Source organism: Mesorhizobium carmichaelinearum, assembly GCF_900199455.1.
Lineage (GTDB): Bacteria > Pseudomonadota > Alphaproteobacteria > Rhizobiales > Rhizobiaceae > Mesorhizobium > Mesorhizobium carmichaelinearum.
In genome coordinates, this window is the sequence record NZ_FZQR01000021.1 from 72,223 (window position 1) to 88,934 (window position 16,712).

At 59.0% G+C, this 16,712-nt stretch carries 15 protein-coding genes; 10 read left to right on the forward strand and 5 right to left on the reverse strand.

Going from position 1 to position 16,712, the window contains the following annotated elements:
- Positions 1 to 14: 14 nt before the first annotated feature.
- Complete coding sequence (locus CKW40_RS32370; protein ID WP_143748408.1) at positions 15 to 938, reverse strand: hypothetical protein; 924 nt, start codon at positions 936 to 938, stop codon at positions 15 to 17.
- Between CKW40_RS32370 and CKW40_RS32375 the strand changes: the two genes are divergently transcribed.
- The 5 genes from CKW40_RS32375 to CKW40_RS32400 all read left to right on the forward strand — a co-directional run bounded on the left by CKW40_RS32375 (position 937) and on the right by CKW40_RS32400 (position 6,207).
- Complete coding sequence (locus tag CKW40_RS32375; protein WP_095203799.1) at positions 937 to 1,479, forward strand: division/cell wall cluster transcriptional repressor MraZ; 543 nt, start codon at positions 937 to 939, stop codon at positions 1,477 to 1,479. The two genes, CKW40_RS32370 and CKW40_RS32375, sit on opposite strands and share 2 nt — an antisense overlap.
- 1,239 nt (positions 1,480 to 2,718) lie before the next feature.
- Positions 2,719 to 3,333 (forward strand): hypothetical protein, encoded by a 615-nt coding sequence (locus tag CKW40_RS32385; protein ID WP_095203800.1) that lies wholly within the window; start codon positions 2,719 to 2,721, stop codon positions 3,331 to 3,333.
- A gap of 235 nt (positions 3,334 to 3,568) precedes the next feature.
- Entirely contained in the window at positions 3,569 to 4,708 is a 1,140-nt protein-coding gene (locus CKW40_RS32390) for a hypothetical protein (protein ID WP_095203801.1), read from the forward strand.
- A gap of 318 nt (positions 4,709 to 5,026) precedes the next feature.
- On the forward strand, positions 5,027 to 5,272 hold the full coding sequence (locus tag CKW40_RS32395; RefSeq protein WP_095203802.1) for a hypothetical protein: 246 nt from the start codon (positions 5,027 to 5,029) through the stop codon (positions 5,270 to 5,272).
- A gap of 149 nt (positions 5,273 to 5,421) precedes the next feature.
- Positions 5,422 to 6,207: a S1 family serine peptidase gene (locus CKW40_RS32400; RefSeq protein ID WP_095203803.1), complete on the forward strand. Its 786-nt coding sequence runs from the start codon at positions 5,422 to 5,424 to the stop codon at positions 6,205 to 6,207.
- Positions 6,208 to 6,489: 282 nt separating this feature from the next.
- On the opposite strand, the gene CKW40_RS32405 is transcribed toward CKW40_RS32400, so the two are convergent.
- Positions 6,490 to 7,473 carry a GlxA family transcriptional regulator gene (locus CKW40_RS32405; RefSeq protein WP_095203804.1) on the reverse strand — a complete coding sequence of 328 codons (984 nt, stop codon included), beginning with the start codon at positions 7,471 to 7,473 and terminating at the stop codon, positions 6,490 to 6,492.
- Between the two features lie 299 nt (positions 7,474 to 7,772).
- On the opposite strand from CKW40_RS32405, the gene CKW40_RS32410 reads away from it, so the two are divergent.
- Positions 7,773 to 9,335, forward strand: coding sequence for an ABC transporter substrate-binding protein (locus CKW40_RS32410; protein ID WP_095203805.1), 1,563 nt, complete (start codon positions 7,773 to 7,775; stop codon positions 9,333 to 9,335).
- A gap of 276 nt (positions 9,336 to 9,611) precedes the next feature.
- A complete protein-coding gene (locus tag CKW40_RS32415) occupies positions 9,612 to 11,036 on the forward strand; it encodes an amidase (protein WP_280175417.1) in 1,425 nt (474 codons plus the stop codon).
- Between the two features lie 61 nt (positions 11,037 to 11,097).
- Here CKW40_RS32415 and CKW40_RS32420 read toward each other — a convergent pair whose 3' ends face one another.
- Genes CKW40_RS32420 through CKW40_RS32430 form a run of 3 tightly spaced genes read right to left on the reverse strand, consistent with a single transcriptional unit; the run spans position 11,098 to position 14,547 of the window.
- Positions 11,098 to 12,768 (reverse strand): ABC transporter ATP-binding protein, encoded by a 1,671-nt coding sequence (locus CKW40_RS32420; protein ID WP_095203807.1) that lies wholly within the window; start codon positions 12,766 to 12,768, stop codon positions 11,098 to 11,100.
- Positions 12,768 to 13,592, reverse strand: a complete 825-nt coding sequence (locus CKW40_RS32425) for an ABC transporter permease (protein ID WP_095203808.1) — start codon at positions 13,590 to 13,592, stop codon at positions 12,768 to 12,770. The genes CKW40_RS32420 and CKW40_RS32425 overlap by 1 nt, the downstream gene beginning before the upstream one ends.
- 7 nt (positions 13,593 to 13,599) lie before the next feature.
- The gene (locus CKW40_RS32430; protein ID WP_095203809.1) at positions 13,600 to 14,547 is read right to left on the reverse strand and encodes an ABC transporter permease; all 948 of its coding nucleotides are present in this window, start codon (positions 14,545 to 14,547) and stop codon (positions 13,600 to 13,602) included.
- A 634-nt stretch (positions 14,548 to 15,181) separates the two neighbouring features.
- Here CKW40_RS32430 and tnpA point away from each other — a divergent pair.
- From tnpA to CKW40_RS32445, 3 genes are all read left to right on the forward strand, one after another.
- On the forward strand, positions 15,182 to 15,595 hold the full coding sequence (gene tnpA / locus CKW40_RS32435) for an IS66-like element accessory protein TnpA (RefSeq protein WP_179298198.1): 414 nt from the start codon (positions 15,182 to 15,184) through the stop codon (positions 15,593 to 15,595).
- On the forward strand, positions 15,592 to 15,945 hold the full coding sequence (tnpB, locus tag CKW40_RS32440) for an IS66 family insertion sequence element accessory protein TnpB (RefSeq protein ID WP_095203811.1): 354 nt from the start codon (positions 15,592 to 15,594) through the stop codon (positions 15,943 to 15,945). The genes tnpA and tnpB overlap by 4 nt, the downstream gene beginning before the upstream one ends.
- A gap of 69 nt (positions 15,946 to 16,014) precedes the next feature.
- On the forward strand, positions 16,015 to 16,712 hold a 698-nt coding region (locus CKW40_RS32445), incomplete at its 3' end, for an IS66 family transposase zinc-finger binding domain-containing protein (RefSeq protein ID WP_143748409.1).

A 16,712-nucleotide genomic window follows, 5' to 3' on the forward strand; every position in this document is an offset into this window, starting at 1 on the left:
GATGGGATGGTCGCTTAAAGCAAGCAGCCCTGTTGGGCGTTGGATGGCTCCGCCAATTCACTCTCGTGTCTGGCACGATCGACGAATTGTAACCACTCGTCCACCGAGCCATTAGTGAGATCGTCGATGCGACTAAATTCTGGGGAACAATCTATAGGATCTGTAAGCCTGACCCAATAGGCAGCTACAAGCCACGCTTTCAGGTTTGCCTCATATGCGCTCACGCCTTCCCCTTGTGAGGCTCGCTTGAGCAGCGCGGTGACTTGCGACGCGCCGACCGGAGCGCCAGTGCCCCCGGCGTTTCGGTAGGCAGCCGGATCGAACTGTTCTCCGTGCTGGATCAAAAGTGGTTTGTCCGACCAACACATCAACGCGAAATGTCGGGACTTCGGGCCGCTCGCACTTTCGGCGCGACTGGTGACGAGCACGTGGCGCGGCATCGGTCGAACGGTGCCATCGACATCGAAGTAGCGCCGCCAGGCGACGATTCTTCCCGGATTCACGTCGACCGCCTTTGGGCGACTTTTCATGATCGAGAATACGGCCGCAACCGGCTCGCCAAGCCTAGCCAAAGCTCCCGTGATCACGGCGGGGGCATTTCCAACCCCCCAGCAAAACATGCCTCGTCCGGCTCGCCGCTCCAGTTCCTTACGACGGACGATAGCATCGAGGGCCTGCCCAGCCTCTGCCTGCATGCGTGACCAACAGACGTAATCTTCGCCCATCCTGCTGACCGTCTTGCGAGGGGAAGGCATCTCCCAGCGCGCCTCAATTGAATCCATCGACTTCTTCCCAATCAAGCCCGCGAAACTGTCAGCGCGACGCCACAATCGCAACTCAAAAACACAAATAACCGAAACCTGCTCGCCTAAACCCTGTTTACATCTGCAGGATAAGCTGTGCAAAACAAATCTGCTCTTGTTTCCATATTGTCCCATGAAAACCGGTCGACCTCCCAGCTGGAACCCTGTCGCCTCGCTTGGCCGCGCGGTCTGGACCGACGTTCTGCCCCTCGCGTCGAAAGGGCGGGTTGTGTTGCCCGTGTTTGTTCGTGCTCAATTCGACTGGCTCAGCGTCACAGGCTCGACATTACTGGCCGTAGTTGAGGCTGGTGCACGGGCCGAGATCCTGCCGTGGGTGCCGCACGGAGAAAGGGCGATCACCGACCTGCAAAGCATGATCGATATGGCGGAGGAGCGAGACAAGGATGAATTGGCGTTGGCCGCCATGGACAGGTTCTTTCGTATGTCGATCGACGCGGCAGGACGCACTATTCTGCCTTCACCCCTGGCGTCATATCTCGATGCTGAGACTGCAGGTTGCGTGCGCGTAGTTATGCGAAATTCGCGCTTATGGTTCTGGTCGGAGCGCACATGGCAAGCCGAACGGGCAAAGCGCGTTGCTCTATTGGCTATGCAAGCTTCGACGGTAATCCCTTCGTCTACCTCTGATAGCAATACCTCCATTCGGCAAGACTGACACCGAACAGCGAACAAAACAAGAACATTTCGCAATTCGACGACGCTTCGAATCCGACGGTCCTCGCGAGTGGACATATGTTCTCGCTGGAGAGGGTCTCAGAAAGATACGGGTCCCCACTTCTGCCGGACCGGCGGAACTGGCGGGTAGCGACCGCAAAGTAGCACGCCCCCGCAAGGTCACTGGGAGCGGGCCGCCTTATGACCGAAATCACTCATTCTCCCGGCAAAGCGGTCAATCCGTTTGCGGGCCAAGAGGCGACCTTTCGAGATCGGCTTGGGAAGGACCGCTGATGGGCGCAACTACGCCCTCCACGAATGGCAATAGGACACTGTTCAAGATGTCAAATGCGATCCGTACCTCAAAACTCCGACCTGTACGGTCGCGGCGAATTGGCAGACGCAGCGAATTCAAAATCCGCCGTCCTTACGGATATGTAGGTTCGAGTCCGACCGCCCGCACCATTCAACTCCCTATAGTGTGGACGCTAATTGTGCGCTGCCCCTCCGAAGGCAGAGGTCACAGGTTCGAATCCCGTCGGGTGCGCCAAAAAATTATGTGATATCAATATGTTATGGGATTGGAATGTATGCACCATTCACAGGGTGGCGCGAATTGCGACCATATTGCTACCAATTCGGGGATGGGTGTGGCGTCCATCCTCGCGCAAACGGCGATGACCTCCGTCTTAGGAGGAGCCAAAAGTCGGCTTTGGCGGTCGAATATCGGCATACGCATCGGGGGGCCGGCGCGAAACCTACCGGACGCCGTAACAAGGGCGTCTCTGCTTACATCACAATTCGGCTGTCAAAGTAAGCAGTGCGTAAGCTGGGAAAAGCGCGCTACTGGATTGCGGCGGAGTACTTTCTTCAACGGCTTGCAACCCAAAACATCACGTTTGGCGGTCTGAGGACCGCCGCGGCTCTAGTTGCCGCCCCAACTGTGGGAAGCGAGTCAGGCCCCTAGCAAGGCTTCGAGCTTTCGAATGCGTCTCGATCGATTGAAGTCGCGGCAAGAACAGGAGTGTCGCACCCGCTATCGTGATCTCCTCGCGAACGCCTGCAGTCTTGAGTGTCAGATTGCGGTTCCGCCTGACATAGCTATGTTTGCAAACACAAGTGGCTGCGACGAGCCATTTTAGTGGAGCACTACAATGGGTTTCAGCAAGGATGATGTCCTCAAGGTTATCCCCATTGTTCTATCGTCGCTCGCGCTGCTTGTATCCGGCGGCAGTTTTTGGTGTCCTACTCGGTCTATGGATATTCGAAGGCGGCGGCAACGAGCCGGATAACGGCGGAATGGATAAAGACAGCAGCCACGCTGCCTACAGCTGCCGCATGCTTCGATTTTGCCAAACAGCTAGACGATACAGCACTGGCGAAACTCTTTGAATTGCATGCAGTAGCATTCAGTTTCAACGTGCCGAACGCTGAGGATGAGCTAAGCGTCTGTCTAGGTGAAGACAAAATCGCTTCTGATATCGCCAGAGATCAAGCCCTGAAGATCCGCATCATCATTATGACGAAGTTGGTGAGCTTCGAGGCCTCTAATTCGGTATCGTTTAAAGAGGGATATCCGGAAATACTTTGTAACGCGGTCGCCAGCGGCTTCAACGCAGGCCAAAAGCAACTCCTCGAACGTATAGTTTGGAGAACCGCCAAGCCAGTCTTATTTCAAGATGTGGCCACCGACTTCAAAGATACGGCTAGTCGTGAATGGTACCTTATGCAACCCGTGACAGGTCAAAGGCATACAATTCGACTACGGGATAATTTCCATTCATGGCTAATCTCCTCGCCGATTGCTTGCCGTCTCGATTGGGAGGCAGGATCTAAACCACTACGTCAATGCTAAAATCATGGCTTTTTTACGCAACGTCACCCGGCTCTCGCCCGGCGGCCTCGGTCCATCTCACGATCGGCAACAGCACCCGATTGGCCTTTGAGGTCGTCAAGTAGAACACGTCGATCGGACCAGCCAACATGTTACCGCGTTCTCAAGAGCCGCTTGCCTCCCGGTGCGCGTGCTCTCAACCCGCCGCTGTCTGCCATGCTTCCAAGACCTTGCCGCGCGATGTATTCGAATACGGATGACCGGCCACAACCACTATTCCAACTGCACCTGCGGGTGGTGCGTCAACTATGGCGGTGCTCGCATTGACCAGTCGCAGGTCGCTGCCGACCTGCGCCGTCGCGATGCGCGCCTGCTTCTTGAAAGAAACGCCGTCCGGACAGTCAGCGCCTGTTACGTTAACCCGAACGCGCGCTGCCCGGTGTGCGGTGACGCTGTTTTCTTCTATGCCAACCGGCACGGCAGCCGGGTCTATTTCGACGAGCTGGGGCATCCGTGGACTAAGCATCCCTGTACCGACAACCCGGCGCGCAGGATTGCCGCTGGTCCCGCCGTCGTCGCCCCGCCGGTCAGAAGACCGCGGGGACTCGCCCTGGAGCTTGTCGCCGCAGCCGGCACCGCGGGGTTGTTCGATGCCCCTGGAAGCGGACATGCGGGATGGCGGCTGATGGTGGTGGTTTCGACGGAGTGCCGGGACAGACGCTATGTCGTCATCGCGGAAGGTGTTGACCGTGATCATGTGCAGGGGGCGTTCAGCTATCTGGCGTCGGACGCGTTGATCGCCGCCGGCGACTTCGTCAGCGTGAAAGGCGACCTTGTTTCCTTCCTTCACCCTGAAGCCTTGACGCATGTCACTTTCAAAGACGGCGCGGCCATAGACCCGCCTGTGCATGATCCCACCGCCGACCATCGACTCGCACCGGCATTGGCGCGTCCCGTGCCGAGGACCATCATCAACAACTCGCGGCTCATCAAGAATCCGGCGAGGAGGAAGGACGAGCGCCCCGACATGACCGAGGCGGAGACGGTCCACTTCCACGGTCCGAAGATCAATGTCGCCCAGCTTTGCGATCGGCTGGGGCCGGTGGTGAAAACCTACGCCCGGTCGGGAACGCGAAAGCCGCGGGACGTGGCGGTCCGGCTGAATAAGGACGGGTACAGAACCGCCGCCGGTGCCCCGTGGACGCCGCGCCTTGTCCATTTTCTTCTCACCCTGGTCTTTTCCGACACGTCTGCGCGTGCTGGCAAAGAACCGCCGCCGGCGCCACCATCACCGCGCTTGCAACCGCGCGTCGACCGTAACCGGGAGCCGCTTACCGAAAACGATATTGCCAGCCGTCTATCAGCCCTGGGGCGTGTGACCATAAGAGGAAAGTAGGGCGCCCAGCAGAATGATGACTGCCATCCAGACCTCCCTTAGTTGAGTAGCGTATTAGCAAAACGAAGGCGGGCCGTCTTGACGCGTCCGCTGCGGCGAACCAGGCTCTGCGTTGGCGCGCCGAGCGCTGGACTTGGTCTCGCCCCTGCGGGTAACGATCCTTCGCGCGAAAAAGCCTCGGGACACACGAACAAAGCAGGTCCCGTCTGTTCGCTGTCCGCCGTCCCCTCGCCTTTGTGAGGCGACGAATGGCTCCAGACGAAGCAGGCTTTTCAGGGTGAGATTTATACGCTACGCAATCGACTGGGACAGGTCGTCGTGTTCGAACGCGGACGCCATGCAGTCGATTTCGGCCTTGCCGATGCCGGCATCAGCAGCGACGCCGCGCCAGTTCGCGACGGTTTCACCGACCTGCCGCGCGATCGCGCGCGCATCCTTGGCCTTGAGGCCGAAATCTCCGGCAACCGAAAGGGCAAGATCGAGAGAGACCGTGGCGTCTTACTCGTTATGGCAGTCGTGAGAACGCGCTCCTTCACCTCCACCGGGACAGGGTTCACGTCGTAGAGATGGGACAGCCCGTGAGCGGGAGCGGCGCTGCTGATATACCCGAGCCTTTTCATTACGGCGACTTGAGTTCGTAATGGAGACAACTTTGGATAACATCGTGGTAACGGGTTCGAACCAAGCGCCTTAAAAGAAATGAGTTCAAGAGAATGATAAACGCATCAGCGAAGCACGAAGACGATAGTCTGCTACGGCGTCAAACCGATCCGGTGTGGCTGCAGGATCACTATCTCGGTACAGGCCACACCGAAGAGACAAACAGCGCAACCTTCACATTCATCAAGCGCCACGGCCGGATCTACGCCGTGACCTGCGGGCACGTGGTTGACCAACTCAGCAATCCGGAGTCCGTGCCCGACGCCCGCCTGCCCACGCTCGCTCTGCAGATTGACCGCGGCGTGCTTAATCTGTCTCAGGTCACGGGGATCGGTCGCATCACCCAAACAACGCGAGCTGCCGAGAAGAACGAGACGCATCGCGAAAGTGACATCGCGATAGCCCCTCTTTCTGAGAGCTACTGGTCCATACTTACAGAGAAAAAGAACAAGACAGCCATTGATCTCGACGCGTGGCGCGAGCCGCGCTGGGAGAGCGTGAAAATGTGCGTTGCTGCCGGCTATCCCAACGAACATAAAGAGCAGTTGGAAGTTGATGGCCGTGACATGGTGGGTGCGGGCTTTATGCGGGCCATCGCGGCAGTTTCGTCGACGTTCGGAAGAGACCAGAAGTTCATAACGCTGTCGAGCGTCTTGGATGAACCACATGGCCATTTTTTCAGCGGCATGAGCGGAGGTCCGGTCTACGCTGCTGAAGGCGATGAGGATCGACCTATTGAGGATGAGGAACTGTTTCCGGTAGGAATCATCTTTGAGGGCTATCCCAGCAGCGGTCGCGGCGAGCGCAGGCTGGCGCGGACCCGGCGGCTGCTTTCCTGACAGATCGTGACATTTTCTTCCGGGCTCTTACGCTGACCCCGGAGAGGTTTGACCACTGGCTGACGCTGGTAAAATAATGGTCGCCATACGGCACGTATGAGCCAGGCGCCCAATTGCCGAGGGCTATACAAGCGTCCAAACCACGAATCTGGGGGTCAGCAGTTCGAATCTCTTCGGGCGCCATTCCAAATAAAGCGCCGTTCTCGATACCCTCGGCAAGGCGGTCCATACGGCCTTGTCCTTCGATCGTGTTGGATAGGACTCGCTGATCACCGCCGCCGGTTATCGATCCAGGAGATAGACCACTCCGCAGTCGTCGGACGGTCGACGTGCAAATTCACGCCGATAAGCTCTTGAAAAGTCCGCGCCGGAACCAAAGCCGCAACTCGACGCGACTTCGGAAACGGGCATGTCGGTCTGACGAAGCAGGTCCTGGGCCCGCTGTAAGCGCAGCCTGCGATGATAAGCCTTGGGCGACGTGCCCAGGTGAACTCTGAAGAGACGTTGGACTTCACGCTCCGAGATCTCTTCTACCACGGCCATTTCCCCTACATCGATCGCCTCGGCTAGTCTCTTTTCAAGAAAACTGAGAAGCCGGCGCAGCCGCGGATTTCGCGTGCTGAGCCTGTCGGCCACTGGGAGCCTCTGGGGCGCTTCAGACCGTCTGATCCGATTGTAGACAAACTCATCAGCAACCCCTGAAGCAACTTTCTGCCCTGCCTGTTCGGAGATCATGCAAAGCATCATGTCCATAGCGGCGGAAGCGCCGGACGCCGAGAAACGTCGGCGATCAATCTCGAAGATGCCATTGGTCAGTTCGACTTGGGGGAATTCTTCAACGAAGCTCGTTGCATTCTCCCAGTGGATGGTTGCCCGATGTCCGTCGAGGAGGCCGGCGCGGGCAAGAATATAGGCTCCGGTCTCCACCCCTCCGATCATAGCACCCCGACGTGCTTGTCGCCTCAGCCACGCTAGCACGGGTTGAGTTGTGTAGAGGTGGGGATTGAAGCTGCTGCAAACGATTACGATCGCACTCAAGTCGACATCTTTGATCGGGGCGTTGACTTCGAGCATAAGACCGTTGCTCGCGCGCACGGGGTTTCCGTCGTGAGAAACAACAGTCCATTCGTAGATGCGCCTTCCCGCAACCCAGTTGGCCTCCCGGAGAGGCTCAACGGTCGAGGAGAAGGCAATCATTGCGAATTGCTCTAAGAGCAGGATAGCTATTTTGTAGGGCTCGTCACCGGACGGAAAAGCTGATTTCATGGTGCGCGCTCATATTTAATCATTTTTGGGTTCATATCCCACAATCGACATAGATCGGAATGCCTCAGGTGAGGCTCCATCTAATGGACGGCGCGATCGGCCATTGTCCAATATCTCTGCGGACACTGCGGCTGTTGAAACTCGGGCGCAGTTCCGGATCAGTCTTCAAATGTAAACTGAACGGCCGAAAACGTCAAACGTGCCCCCGACGTTTTCTCGATAGTTACTCCGTCCGAACACCGCGGCGTGCGGATAGCTGCCGATGATGACGAGTCCAATAACCACTAAAGGGGAAATCCATGGTCAACAAAAACGAGAGCAGGCGCAGAGGACCGACCTTCGATCGCCGTACCTTTCTGAAATCGGTTGGCGCCGCAGGCGCGCTGGCAGCGACCAATCGATTCAGCTTTGCAGCAGACGGGCCGGTAAAGGGCGGTCACCTGGTGGTAGGGCTGGCCGGAGGCGCAAGCACCGATAGCCTTGATCCCACGCTTTCCGCTGCACAAGCCGCTGGAAACATGGTCAAGCAACTCCAGGAGAACTTAATTTGTCCGGCCTCCGACGGCAAAGGCCTGGAGGCGATGCTGGCTGAAAGCTGGGACTACTCGAAGGATCTGTTGAAGTGGAATTTCAAAATCAGAAAAGGCGTAACGTTCCACAACGGTAAGTTGATGACTGCGAAGGATGTGGTCTACAGCTTGAATCGTCACCGTGGGCCCGACACTAAATCCGGCGGTGCTGCCGGAATGAGAATCGTTTCCGATGTTAAGGCAGAAAATGACCACGAGGTAACGATTACACTCAAAGAACCGAACGTCGACTTCCCTTACGTGCTGACCGACTATCATGTCGTCGTTCAGCCGGAAGGTTTCCCGGTCGATGCTGGGATCGGCACGGGGGTATATGCTCTGAAAGAAGTGAATCTAGGAACACGCTACATTACGACAAAGTACAAGGATTACTGGCGCGAAGACGTCGGTTTCGTGGACTCCATCGAATCGCTCGTCATCAACGACGCCACTGCACGCATATCGGCACTCCTCAATGGTCGAGTTCACCTTATCGATACCATTCCTCCAAAAATTGTGCCGTTGATCAAAGGTTCGAAGGTGGCGACGATCGTGCCAACACAGGGTCGCGCCCACTATAGCCTTGCCATGCGCTGCGATGCCGCCCCCTTCGACAATGCTGACTTGAGAATGGCGCTGAAGCTCGCCATTGATCGGGAAGATCTCGTCCGTCGTATCCTGTATGGCTATGGAGCGGTTGGCAACGACACGCCGATCAACGATGCTTACCCGCTTGCGACAGTTCTTCCGCAAAGAAAATACGACCCGGAAGAAGCTGGCCGCCTTTATAAAAAGTCGGGTCATTCAGGCCCGATCGACCTGCATATTTCGGATGTCGCGTTCCCCGGGGCTGTTGATGCCGCGACGCTCTACAAAGAGCATGCAGCGAAGGCCGGCATTGACATCAACGTGATTCGTGTACCTGGCGACGGCTACTGGACCGACATATGGCTGAAAAAGCCGTTCTGCGGCACATTCTGGGATGGCCGCCCCACCCAGGATCTGGCACTTGCTCTCGCGTACAAATCGGACGCTCCCTGGAATGATACGGCTTGGATGCGGCCCGAATTCGACAAGTTGTTGGCGGAAGCGAGAAGCACCGACAATGAGGCTATTCGTACTGCCAAATACAGGCTGGCAAGTGAGATGATACGCGACGATGGTGGCGCCATTATCCCAATGTTCAATCAATATCTCGATGGCGTCAGCAACAAGGTCAAAGGGTACGTTCCGGACGTCAACAACGAACTGATGAACGGCCGATTTTTTGAGAAGGTTTGGCTGCAGTATTAAAAAACCTGCGGGCCATGTGGGGTTGATCCACGGCACTTCAGGCGGCTGCCCTCCCAAGCAGACCAGACGCCCCCGGGAGCCGTCCTCCCGGGGGCAAGATCGAAACGCCATGATCGACTGGTTGGCGGACATATCGCCTTTCGGGTGTATCACCGGCCCTTGGGCCGCGCCGCATCGCTGCAGTTGATCGCCTTAACCGCTGCACCGGGCTGATCCTACCAAGGCAGCCGGAACCGCCGCGCCGCGGTCCCACGCCAGTGAGACCAAACTGACCAGGTGAGGAGCAAGAATTTGTCCAGTGAAATCTGGTGCATGAGCGCCGACGAACAATCGAAGCAGATAGCGCAGGGACAGTTATCATCTCGTGAAATCGTTGATGCGGTCTTGACACGAATTTGGGAGGTCAACCCGGAGATAAATGCTCTTGTGGAAATTCTAGCCGAGGAAGCATTAGCGGCTGCCGATAAGGCCGACGCCGAATTACGGCAAGGAAAAGCACTTGGCCGCCTACACGGCGTACCGATAACGATTAAGGTCAATACTGACCAAAAAGGCTGTGCATCTACCAACGGCGTGGTGGCATTCCGTGACGCGATATCGAACGAAGATAGCACCGTGGTTTCGAACTTCCGGAAGTCGGGCGCCATTATCGTCGGACGGACCAATACTCCAGCCTTCTCTCATCGTTGGTTCACGGACAACGAACTGCATGGGCTGACCATAAATCCGCGAAATAGGGCGTTGACCCCAGGCGGCTCGAGCGGCGGTGCCGCCGCTGCGGTGGCTGCCGGCATGGGGGCTATAGCCCAAGGTAACGACTTTGGCGGCTCTATCAGATATCCCGCATATGCCTGTGGCGTAATGGGCTTGCGCCCAACGACGGGGCGTATTCCGCGCTTTAATCCTAGTCGGAAGACTGAGGCACCGATCACGGCGCAGTTGATGGCGGTTGAAGGGCCTCTAGCCAGGTCAGTGGCCGATCTCAAGCTCGCCCTCTCTGCGATGGAGCAGCGCGACCCGCGTGATCCCAACTGGGTCAAAGCCGCAGTTCACGTGACGGAAGGATCTCGATCTCGATGTGTCGCCATATCACCAAATCCGTTCGAGATGACTGATCCCATCATATCCAGCGCTATACGCCGAGCCGGCCATTGGCTCGAGTGCGCAGGGTATGAGGTAGAAGAGGTTGATGCTCCCGGTCTCTACGAGGCAAGTGAATTATGGCATTCCCTAGTCATCAACGAAGAGCGTCGGTCTCTGCTCCCCTCTATCGAGCAGTTTGGAGACCACGCGAGCAAGGTCTCCATCTCCGATCACATGCGGTATGCTCCGCGCTTGAACGGAGACGAGATTCTTCAATGCTTCGAGCGACGGCTCGCTGTGATGCGAAACCTGCAGCAATTCATGGAGCAATTTCCGACGATCATCTTGCCTGTCTCCGATAAAATGCCATTCGCCAACGGCGCTGATCTCCTCGGCTTTGAAGCTTTCAAGGAAATAGCCGATGCGCAGCGGCCGCTTCTAGCTATACCTCCTCTGGGGCTTCCGAGTTTGACAGTGCCGTTGGGAGACTACGAAGGAACTCCGCTAGGAGTTCAAATTATATCAATGAAGTTCCATGAAGAAAATTGCTTTAAAATAGCGGAAGTTCTTGAGGCCCAAGCGCCTGTGGCTGTGTCGGAGCTACGTTGGCAGCCGTAAGCCTTCGATCCGACGTTTAGCATTCGCGATCCGCAGCAGCCAGAGTTCGGCCGGCCTAACTCTAGTTCCCCGCGCTCGCCATGCGCCGTCCCGAGATCGCCTTCTCCAGCCAGCCGATCTCCATCTCCGGGACCGACGACAGCAAAAGATCGGTGTAGGCGTCGAATGGCGGCGTCAGCACCTTGCTCTTCGAGCCGTATCGCACCACCTCGCCGCGATACATCACCGCGATTGAATCGGCGATCGACTTCACCGTCGCCAGATCGTGTGTGATGAAGAGATAGGCGACCTTCTCGTGCTGCTGCAGGTCGAGCAGCAGCTTGAGGATGCCGTTGGCCACCAGCGGATCGAGCGCCGAGGTCACCTCGTCGCAGATGATCAGCTTCGGCTTGGCGGCGAGCGAGCGGGCGATGCAGACGCGCTGCTTCTGGCCGCCTGAAAGTTCCGCCGGATAGCGGTCGACAAAGCCCTTGCCCATCTCGATCTCGTCGAGCAGTTCGGCGACACGCTTGTCGCGTTCCCTGCCGCGCATGCCGAAATAGAATTCGAGCGGCCGGCCGATGATGGTGCCGACGGTCTGGCGCGGGTTCATCGCCACGTCGGCCATCTGGTAGATCATCTGCAGCTGGCGCAGATCTTCCTTCGGCCGGTCGGCAAGCCGGTTGGCGAGCGGCCGCCCATCGAAGGTGACAGTGCCCTGCTCGGGCGGCAAAAGGCCGGTGATGGCGCGCGCCAGCGTCGACTTGCCGGAGCCGGATTCGCCCACCACTGCCAGCGTCTGGCCGGGGTAGATGTCGACCGAGACGTTCTTCAGCACCTTGACGTGGCCGCCGCCATAAGCGGCGGTGACGTTCTTCACCGACAGGAACGGTGTGGCGCCGGGGTTCTGCTCCTGATGCTCGATCTCATGCACCGAAACCAGCGCGTTGGTGTATTCCTGGCGCGGCTCCTTGATGATCTGGCGGGTACCGCCCCATTCGACCAGCCTGCCATGGCGCAGCACCATGATCTCGTCGGAGACCTGGGCGACGACAGCGAGATCGTGGGTGATGTAGAGCGCGGCCACGTGGGTGTCGCGGATGGCGTCCTTGATCGCCGCCAGCACGTCGATCTGCGTCGTCACGTCGAGCGCCGTGGTCGGCTCGTCGAAGACGATCAGGTCCGGCTCCGAGCACAGCGCCATCGCCGTCATCACGCGCTGCAGCTGGCCGCCCGACACCTGGTGCGGGAAACGCTGGCCGATGGTTTCGGGATTGGGCAGGCTGAGCTTCTTGAACAATGCCACGGCGCGCTTCTCGGCCTCGGCACGGGTCGCCGTGCCGTGCAGCAGCGTGGCTTCCACCACCTGGTCCATCAGCCGGTGCGCCGGGTTGAAGGCGGCCGCCGCCGATTGCGCGACATAGCAGACCTCGCGGCCGCGCAGCTTGCGGAAGCCTTCCTTGCCGCCCTTCATGATGTCGCGGCCATTGAGGATGACTTCGCCGCCGGTGATCCGCACGCCGCCGCGGCCATAGCCCATGGACGACAGGCCGATGGTCGACTTGCCGGCGCCGGATTCGCCGATCAGGCCGAGCACCTTGCCCTTTTCCAAGGTCAGCGAGACATCGTGGACAAGGGTGATCGTCTTCGGCGCTTCGCCGGGCGGATAGACCGTCGCCTCGATGCGCAGGTTGCGGATGTCGAGGAGCAGGCCAGGCTTGGGTTGTCCGGGCTTCGCGTTGCTGTCAGCCATCACCCGCGTCCTCCCTTGAGGCTTGTCGTCCGGTTGAGCACCCAGTCCGCGACCAGATTGACCGAAATCGCCAACATGGCGATCGCCGCCGCCGGGATGAGTGCCGCGCCTATGCCGAAGACGATACCGTCCTTGTTTTCCTTGACCATGCCGCCCCAGTCGGCGTCCGGCGGCTGTACGCCAAGGCCGAGGAAGGACAGCGTCGACAGGAACAGCACCGCATAGATAAAGCGCAGGCCAAGTTCCGAGACCAGCGGCGACAGCGCATTGGGCAGGATCTCGCGAAAGATGATCCAGCCACTGCCTTCACCGCGCAGTTTGGCGGCTTCGACATAATCCATGACGTTGATGTCGACGGCCACCGCACGAGACAGCCGGTAGACGCGGGTCGAGTCGAGAACGCCCATCACCAGGATCAGCGTCACCAGATTGGTCGGCAGCACCGAGAGCACGACGAGCGCCATGATCAGGGTCGGGATCGACATCAGGAGATCGACGAGGCGCGACAACAGCGTGTCGAACCAGCCGCCGAACACCGCCGCCGAAAAGCCGAGTATCGCGCCGAGCGAGAACGACAGCGCGGTCGCCAGCACTGCGATGAACAAGGTGATGCGGGCGCCGTAGATCATGCGCGACAGCAGATCACGGCCAAGATTGTCGGTGCCTAGCCAATGCGCCGCCGACATCGGCTCCCAGACGTCGCCAACGATCTCGGCGTTGTCGTGTGGAGAAATCCACGGTGCAAAGATCGCCGCCAGCACGAACAGGGCGGACAGCACCAGTCCGATCAGCGCGGATATGGGGATGCGTTTCAAACCGGTCAAGCTATCCTCATTTTGGGTGACGAACGCGTGGGTTGGCAATTATGGCTGTCACGTCGGCGACAATGTTCAGGGTGATGTAGACAGCGGCGAAGACGAGGCCGACTGCCTGCACGACCGGCACGTCGCGCTTAGAGACGTTGTCGACCAGATACTGACCCATGCCGGGGTAGACGAAGATCACCTCGACGACGACAACGCCGACGATCAGATAGGCAAGGTTCAGCATCACAACATTGATGATCGGCGCGATGGCATTGGGGAAGGCGTGTTTGCGGATGACGTTGAAGGCAGAAAGGCCCTTGAGCTCTGCAGTCTCGATATAAGCAGACTGCATGACATTGAGGATCGCTGCGCGTGTCATGCGCATCATGTGTGCGAGCACCACCAGCGTCAATGCGGTCGCCGGCAACACAATGGCTTCCAGTCGCTCCCCGAAGGGCATGCCATCATAGACAGTGGAAATACTTGGCAAGATTGGCCATTTCACACAGAAGAAGTACACGAGCGCGTAGCCAATGAAGAATTCCGGGAAGGAGGTCGAGGCGAGCGCCAGCCCGGAGATCAGCTTGTCGACCCAGCCATTGCGGTAGCGCACGGCGATCAGGCCGAGAATAACTGCCAACGGCACGGCCGCGATTGCCGCGCAGGCGGCGAGAAAGAGGGTGTTCCACAACCGCGCCTTGATCTGCGTTGCAATATCCTGGCCGCTGGACATTGCGGTCCCGAAGTTGCCGGTGAGGGCCCCGCCCAGCCAGCGGAAATATCTTACATATGCTGGCGCATTCAGCCCGAGCTGTTCTCTCAGGCTGGCAACAGTTTCCGGTGTCGCCGATTTGCCCAGGATAGCTTGTGCGACGTCACCCGGCAGAATCTGGGTGCCGGCAAAGATCAGGACAGATACAGCCAGCAAGAGTGCGATACCTAGCGCAATGCGCAGGAATACGAGTTGTCTCACCGTATGCGTCCTTCGATAAAAGATGCAGCCATAAAGACGGGCAAGCGGCGTCTTGCAGTGTCTGAATGATAACCACCCAGGCACCGCACGGACTTTTTGAGGAACTGATCCTCCAACGGGAAACCGCGCTCTTGTTCAATCAAGGAGGCCTGAGTGGCACCGTGCGGACCGTGTGCATCGCGGACGCGATCAAGGATGCCTAACGCCGCTGGCATCTCCACGGGATGCGAGGTTGCAGACATTCTCGGTTCCGCGCAGACGACTGATCGGCTTGCGAGTTGAACATCACTCATGCTGGCGACCTTGGATGTGAGAAGCCGAAATTCACGGCAAGCCGGAATCTGTTCAAGCTGCATTATCTCGGGCGCGATTGGCACGTTTGACAAATATGGACGCCAGCGATCCAGAAACGGCAGCTTTGGTTCCGCCAGACGCTGCTGCCAACGAAGCGGAGTCACCACCGCTAGCACCTCTCGGACACGTCAGACTGTAGCGCTCGCTTCAACTGTGGTGCGTTCACATGCGCCCGTTCGTAAGCGCCACGCCGCTCCCCTCGTGCGGCGCATGAGGTGAATGTGCCAAGAATCCCCCCCGATCGCGAGAGACGGAGGGTCCAGTGGGAGCAGACGGCAAAATGGACGTCCATTTGGACGTCTCGACAATTGGCTACGCAGGCCGGGTCGAGGTTCTGGAAGGTCCGACGGGACGGCGGGTTCGCTCGGAGGCCGATAAATCCCGGATTGCGGCCGAGAGCCTGATGCCGGGGGTGCAGGTGGCGGCGGTTTCACGCAAGCACGGCGTGACCCGCTGGCAGGTCTATGATTGGCGGCGTCGTCTTCGTCAGGGACGACTGGCGCTGCCGGAAAGCATGGCGCCGATGTTCGCGCCGCTGATGGTGGACGAATCATCGGCGCCTCAGCCGACGATGAGGCCACCGCAATCGACGCCGGCGAAGGTGGAGATCGTGATCGACGACATGGTGATCCGAACGACGGTTGACCTCGATCACCTGCCGCAGGTGATCCGTGCGGTGCGGGCCTCGCGATGATTGCACCGGGTGCCGATCTGAAGATCTACATGGCGACCCGTCCGGTCGACTTCCGTCGCGGCCTGGACGGGCTGGCGGCGGCGGTGCAGGAGATGCTCGGCCTCGATCCTTACGTCGGCGCGGCCTTCGTCTTTCGGGCCAAAAGGGCTGACCGGATCAAGATTTTGGTGTGGGATGGCACTGGACTTGTGCTCGTTTACAAGCGGCTCGAGGGCTCGAAGTTCGTCTGGCCGCAGGTTCGTGACGGCGTGATGCGGATGTCGCCGGCGATGTTCGCAGCCCTGTTCGAAGGGCTGGATTGGCGACTGGTTCGCCCCGAGAGGGTGCGGCGCCCGCAGCTTGCCGGATGAGTGTGGCACAGTGACTCAGGCGTGTTGCCCCCGGTGGCGTTATCGGCGCTCATGTGCTTGATTTAGTGCATGAATCTGATGGTTCTCCAGGAAGAGAACGAGCATTTGAAGGCGCTCCTCGCCGAGGCGCAAGCAGCTTTGGCTGAGTCCGAGGAGGCGCGCCGGCGCCTGGAGGTCATCGTCGGTCAACTGAACCACGAGAAGTTCGGCGCCAAGTCCGAAAAGCTGCATCCCGATCAATACCACCTGCCGCTCGAAGACGTGGCGATCGCGCAGGGCGTGCTCGATGCCGCGCAGGAAAAGGCGCAGCGGATCATCCAGGGCCGTTCGGACGGCACCTCCGGTTCCCGCCGGCGTAACCGCGGCCACTTGCCTGCCCATCTGCCGCGGGTGGAGCGGATCATCGAGCCCGAGAGCACGCTGTGCCCGTGCGGCTGCGGCGAGATGGCCAGGATCGGCGAGGACGTCAGTGAACGGCTGGACGTGGTTCCGGCACAGTTGCGCGTTCTGGTCACCCGCCGCCCGAAATACGCTTGCCGCCGCTGCTCGGGCGCGGTCGTGCAGGCGCATGCGCCCGAGCATGTGGTGCCTGGCGGCCTGCCGACCGAGGCGCTGATCGCCCAGGTCATCGTCGCCAAGTTCGGCGATCACTTGCCGTTCTACCGGCAGGCCGAGATCTACGCTCGCCAGGGCATCCAGTTGGATCGCGCGACACTGGGCAATTGGGCTGGCCGAGCCTGCTTCCATCTCAAGCCCGTCGCCAGTCA

Bases quoted from the DNA above. Each gene is read 5' to 3' on its own strand.
- CKW40_RS32375 (WP_095203799.1), top strand. From the start codon at position 937: ATGAAAACCGGTCGACCTCCCAGCTGGAACCCTGTCGCCTCGCTTGGC.
- CKW40_RS32370 (WP_143748408.1), bottom strand. From the start codon at position 938: ATGGGACAATATGGAAACAAGAGCAGATTTGTTTTGCACAGCTTATCC.
- CKW40_RS32390 (WP_095203801.1), top strand. From the start codon at position 3,569: ATGACCGGCCACAACCACTATTCCAACTGCACCTGCGGGTGGTGCGTC.
- CKW40_RS32400 (WP_095203803.1), top strand. From the start codon at position 5,422: ATGATAAACGCATCAGCGAAGCACGAAGACGATAGTCTGCTACGGCGT.
- CKW40_RS32405 (WP_095203804.1), bottom strand. From the start codon at position 7,473: ATGAAATCAGCTTTTCCGTCCGGTGACGAGCCCTACAAAATAGCTATC.
- CKW40_RS32410 (WP_095203805.1), top strand. From the start codon at position 7,773: ATGGTCAACAAAAACGAGAGCAGGCGCAGAGGACCGACCTTCGATCGC.
- CKW40_RS32420 (WP_095203807.1), bottom strand. From the start codon at position 12,768: ATGGCTGACAGCAACGCGAAGCCCGGACAACCCAAGCCTGGCCTGCTC.
- tnpA (WP_179298198.1), top strand. From the start codon at position 15,182: ATGGACGTCCATTTGGACGTCTCGACAATTGGCTACGCAGGCCGGGTC.
- tnpB (WP_095203811.1), top strand. From the start codon at position 15,592: ATGATTGCACCGGGTGCCGATCTGAAGATCTACATGGCGACCCGTCCG.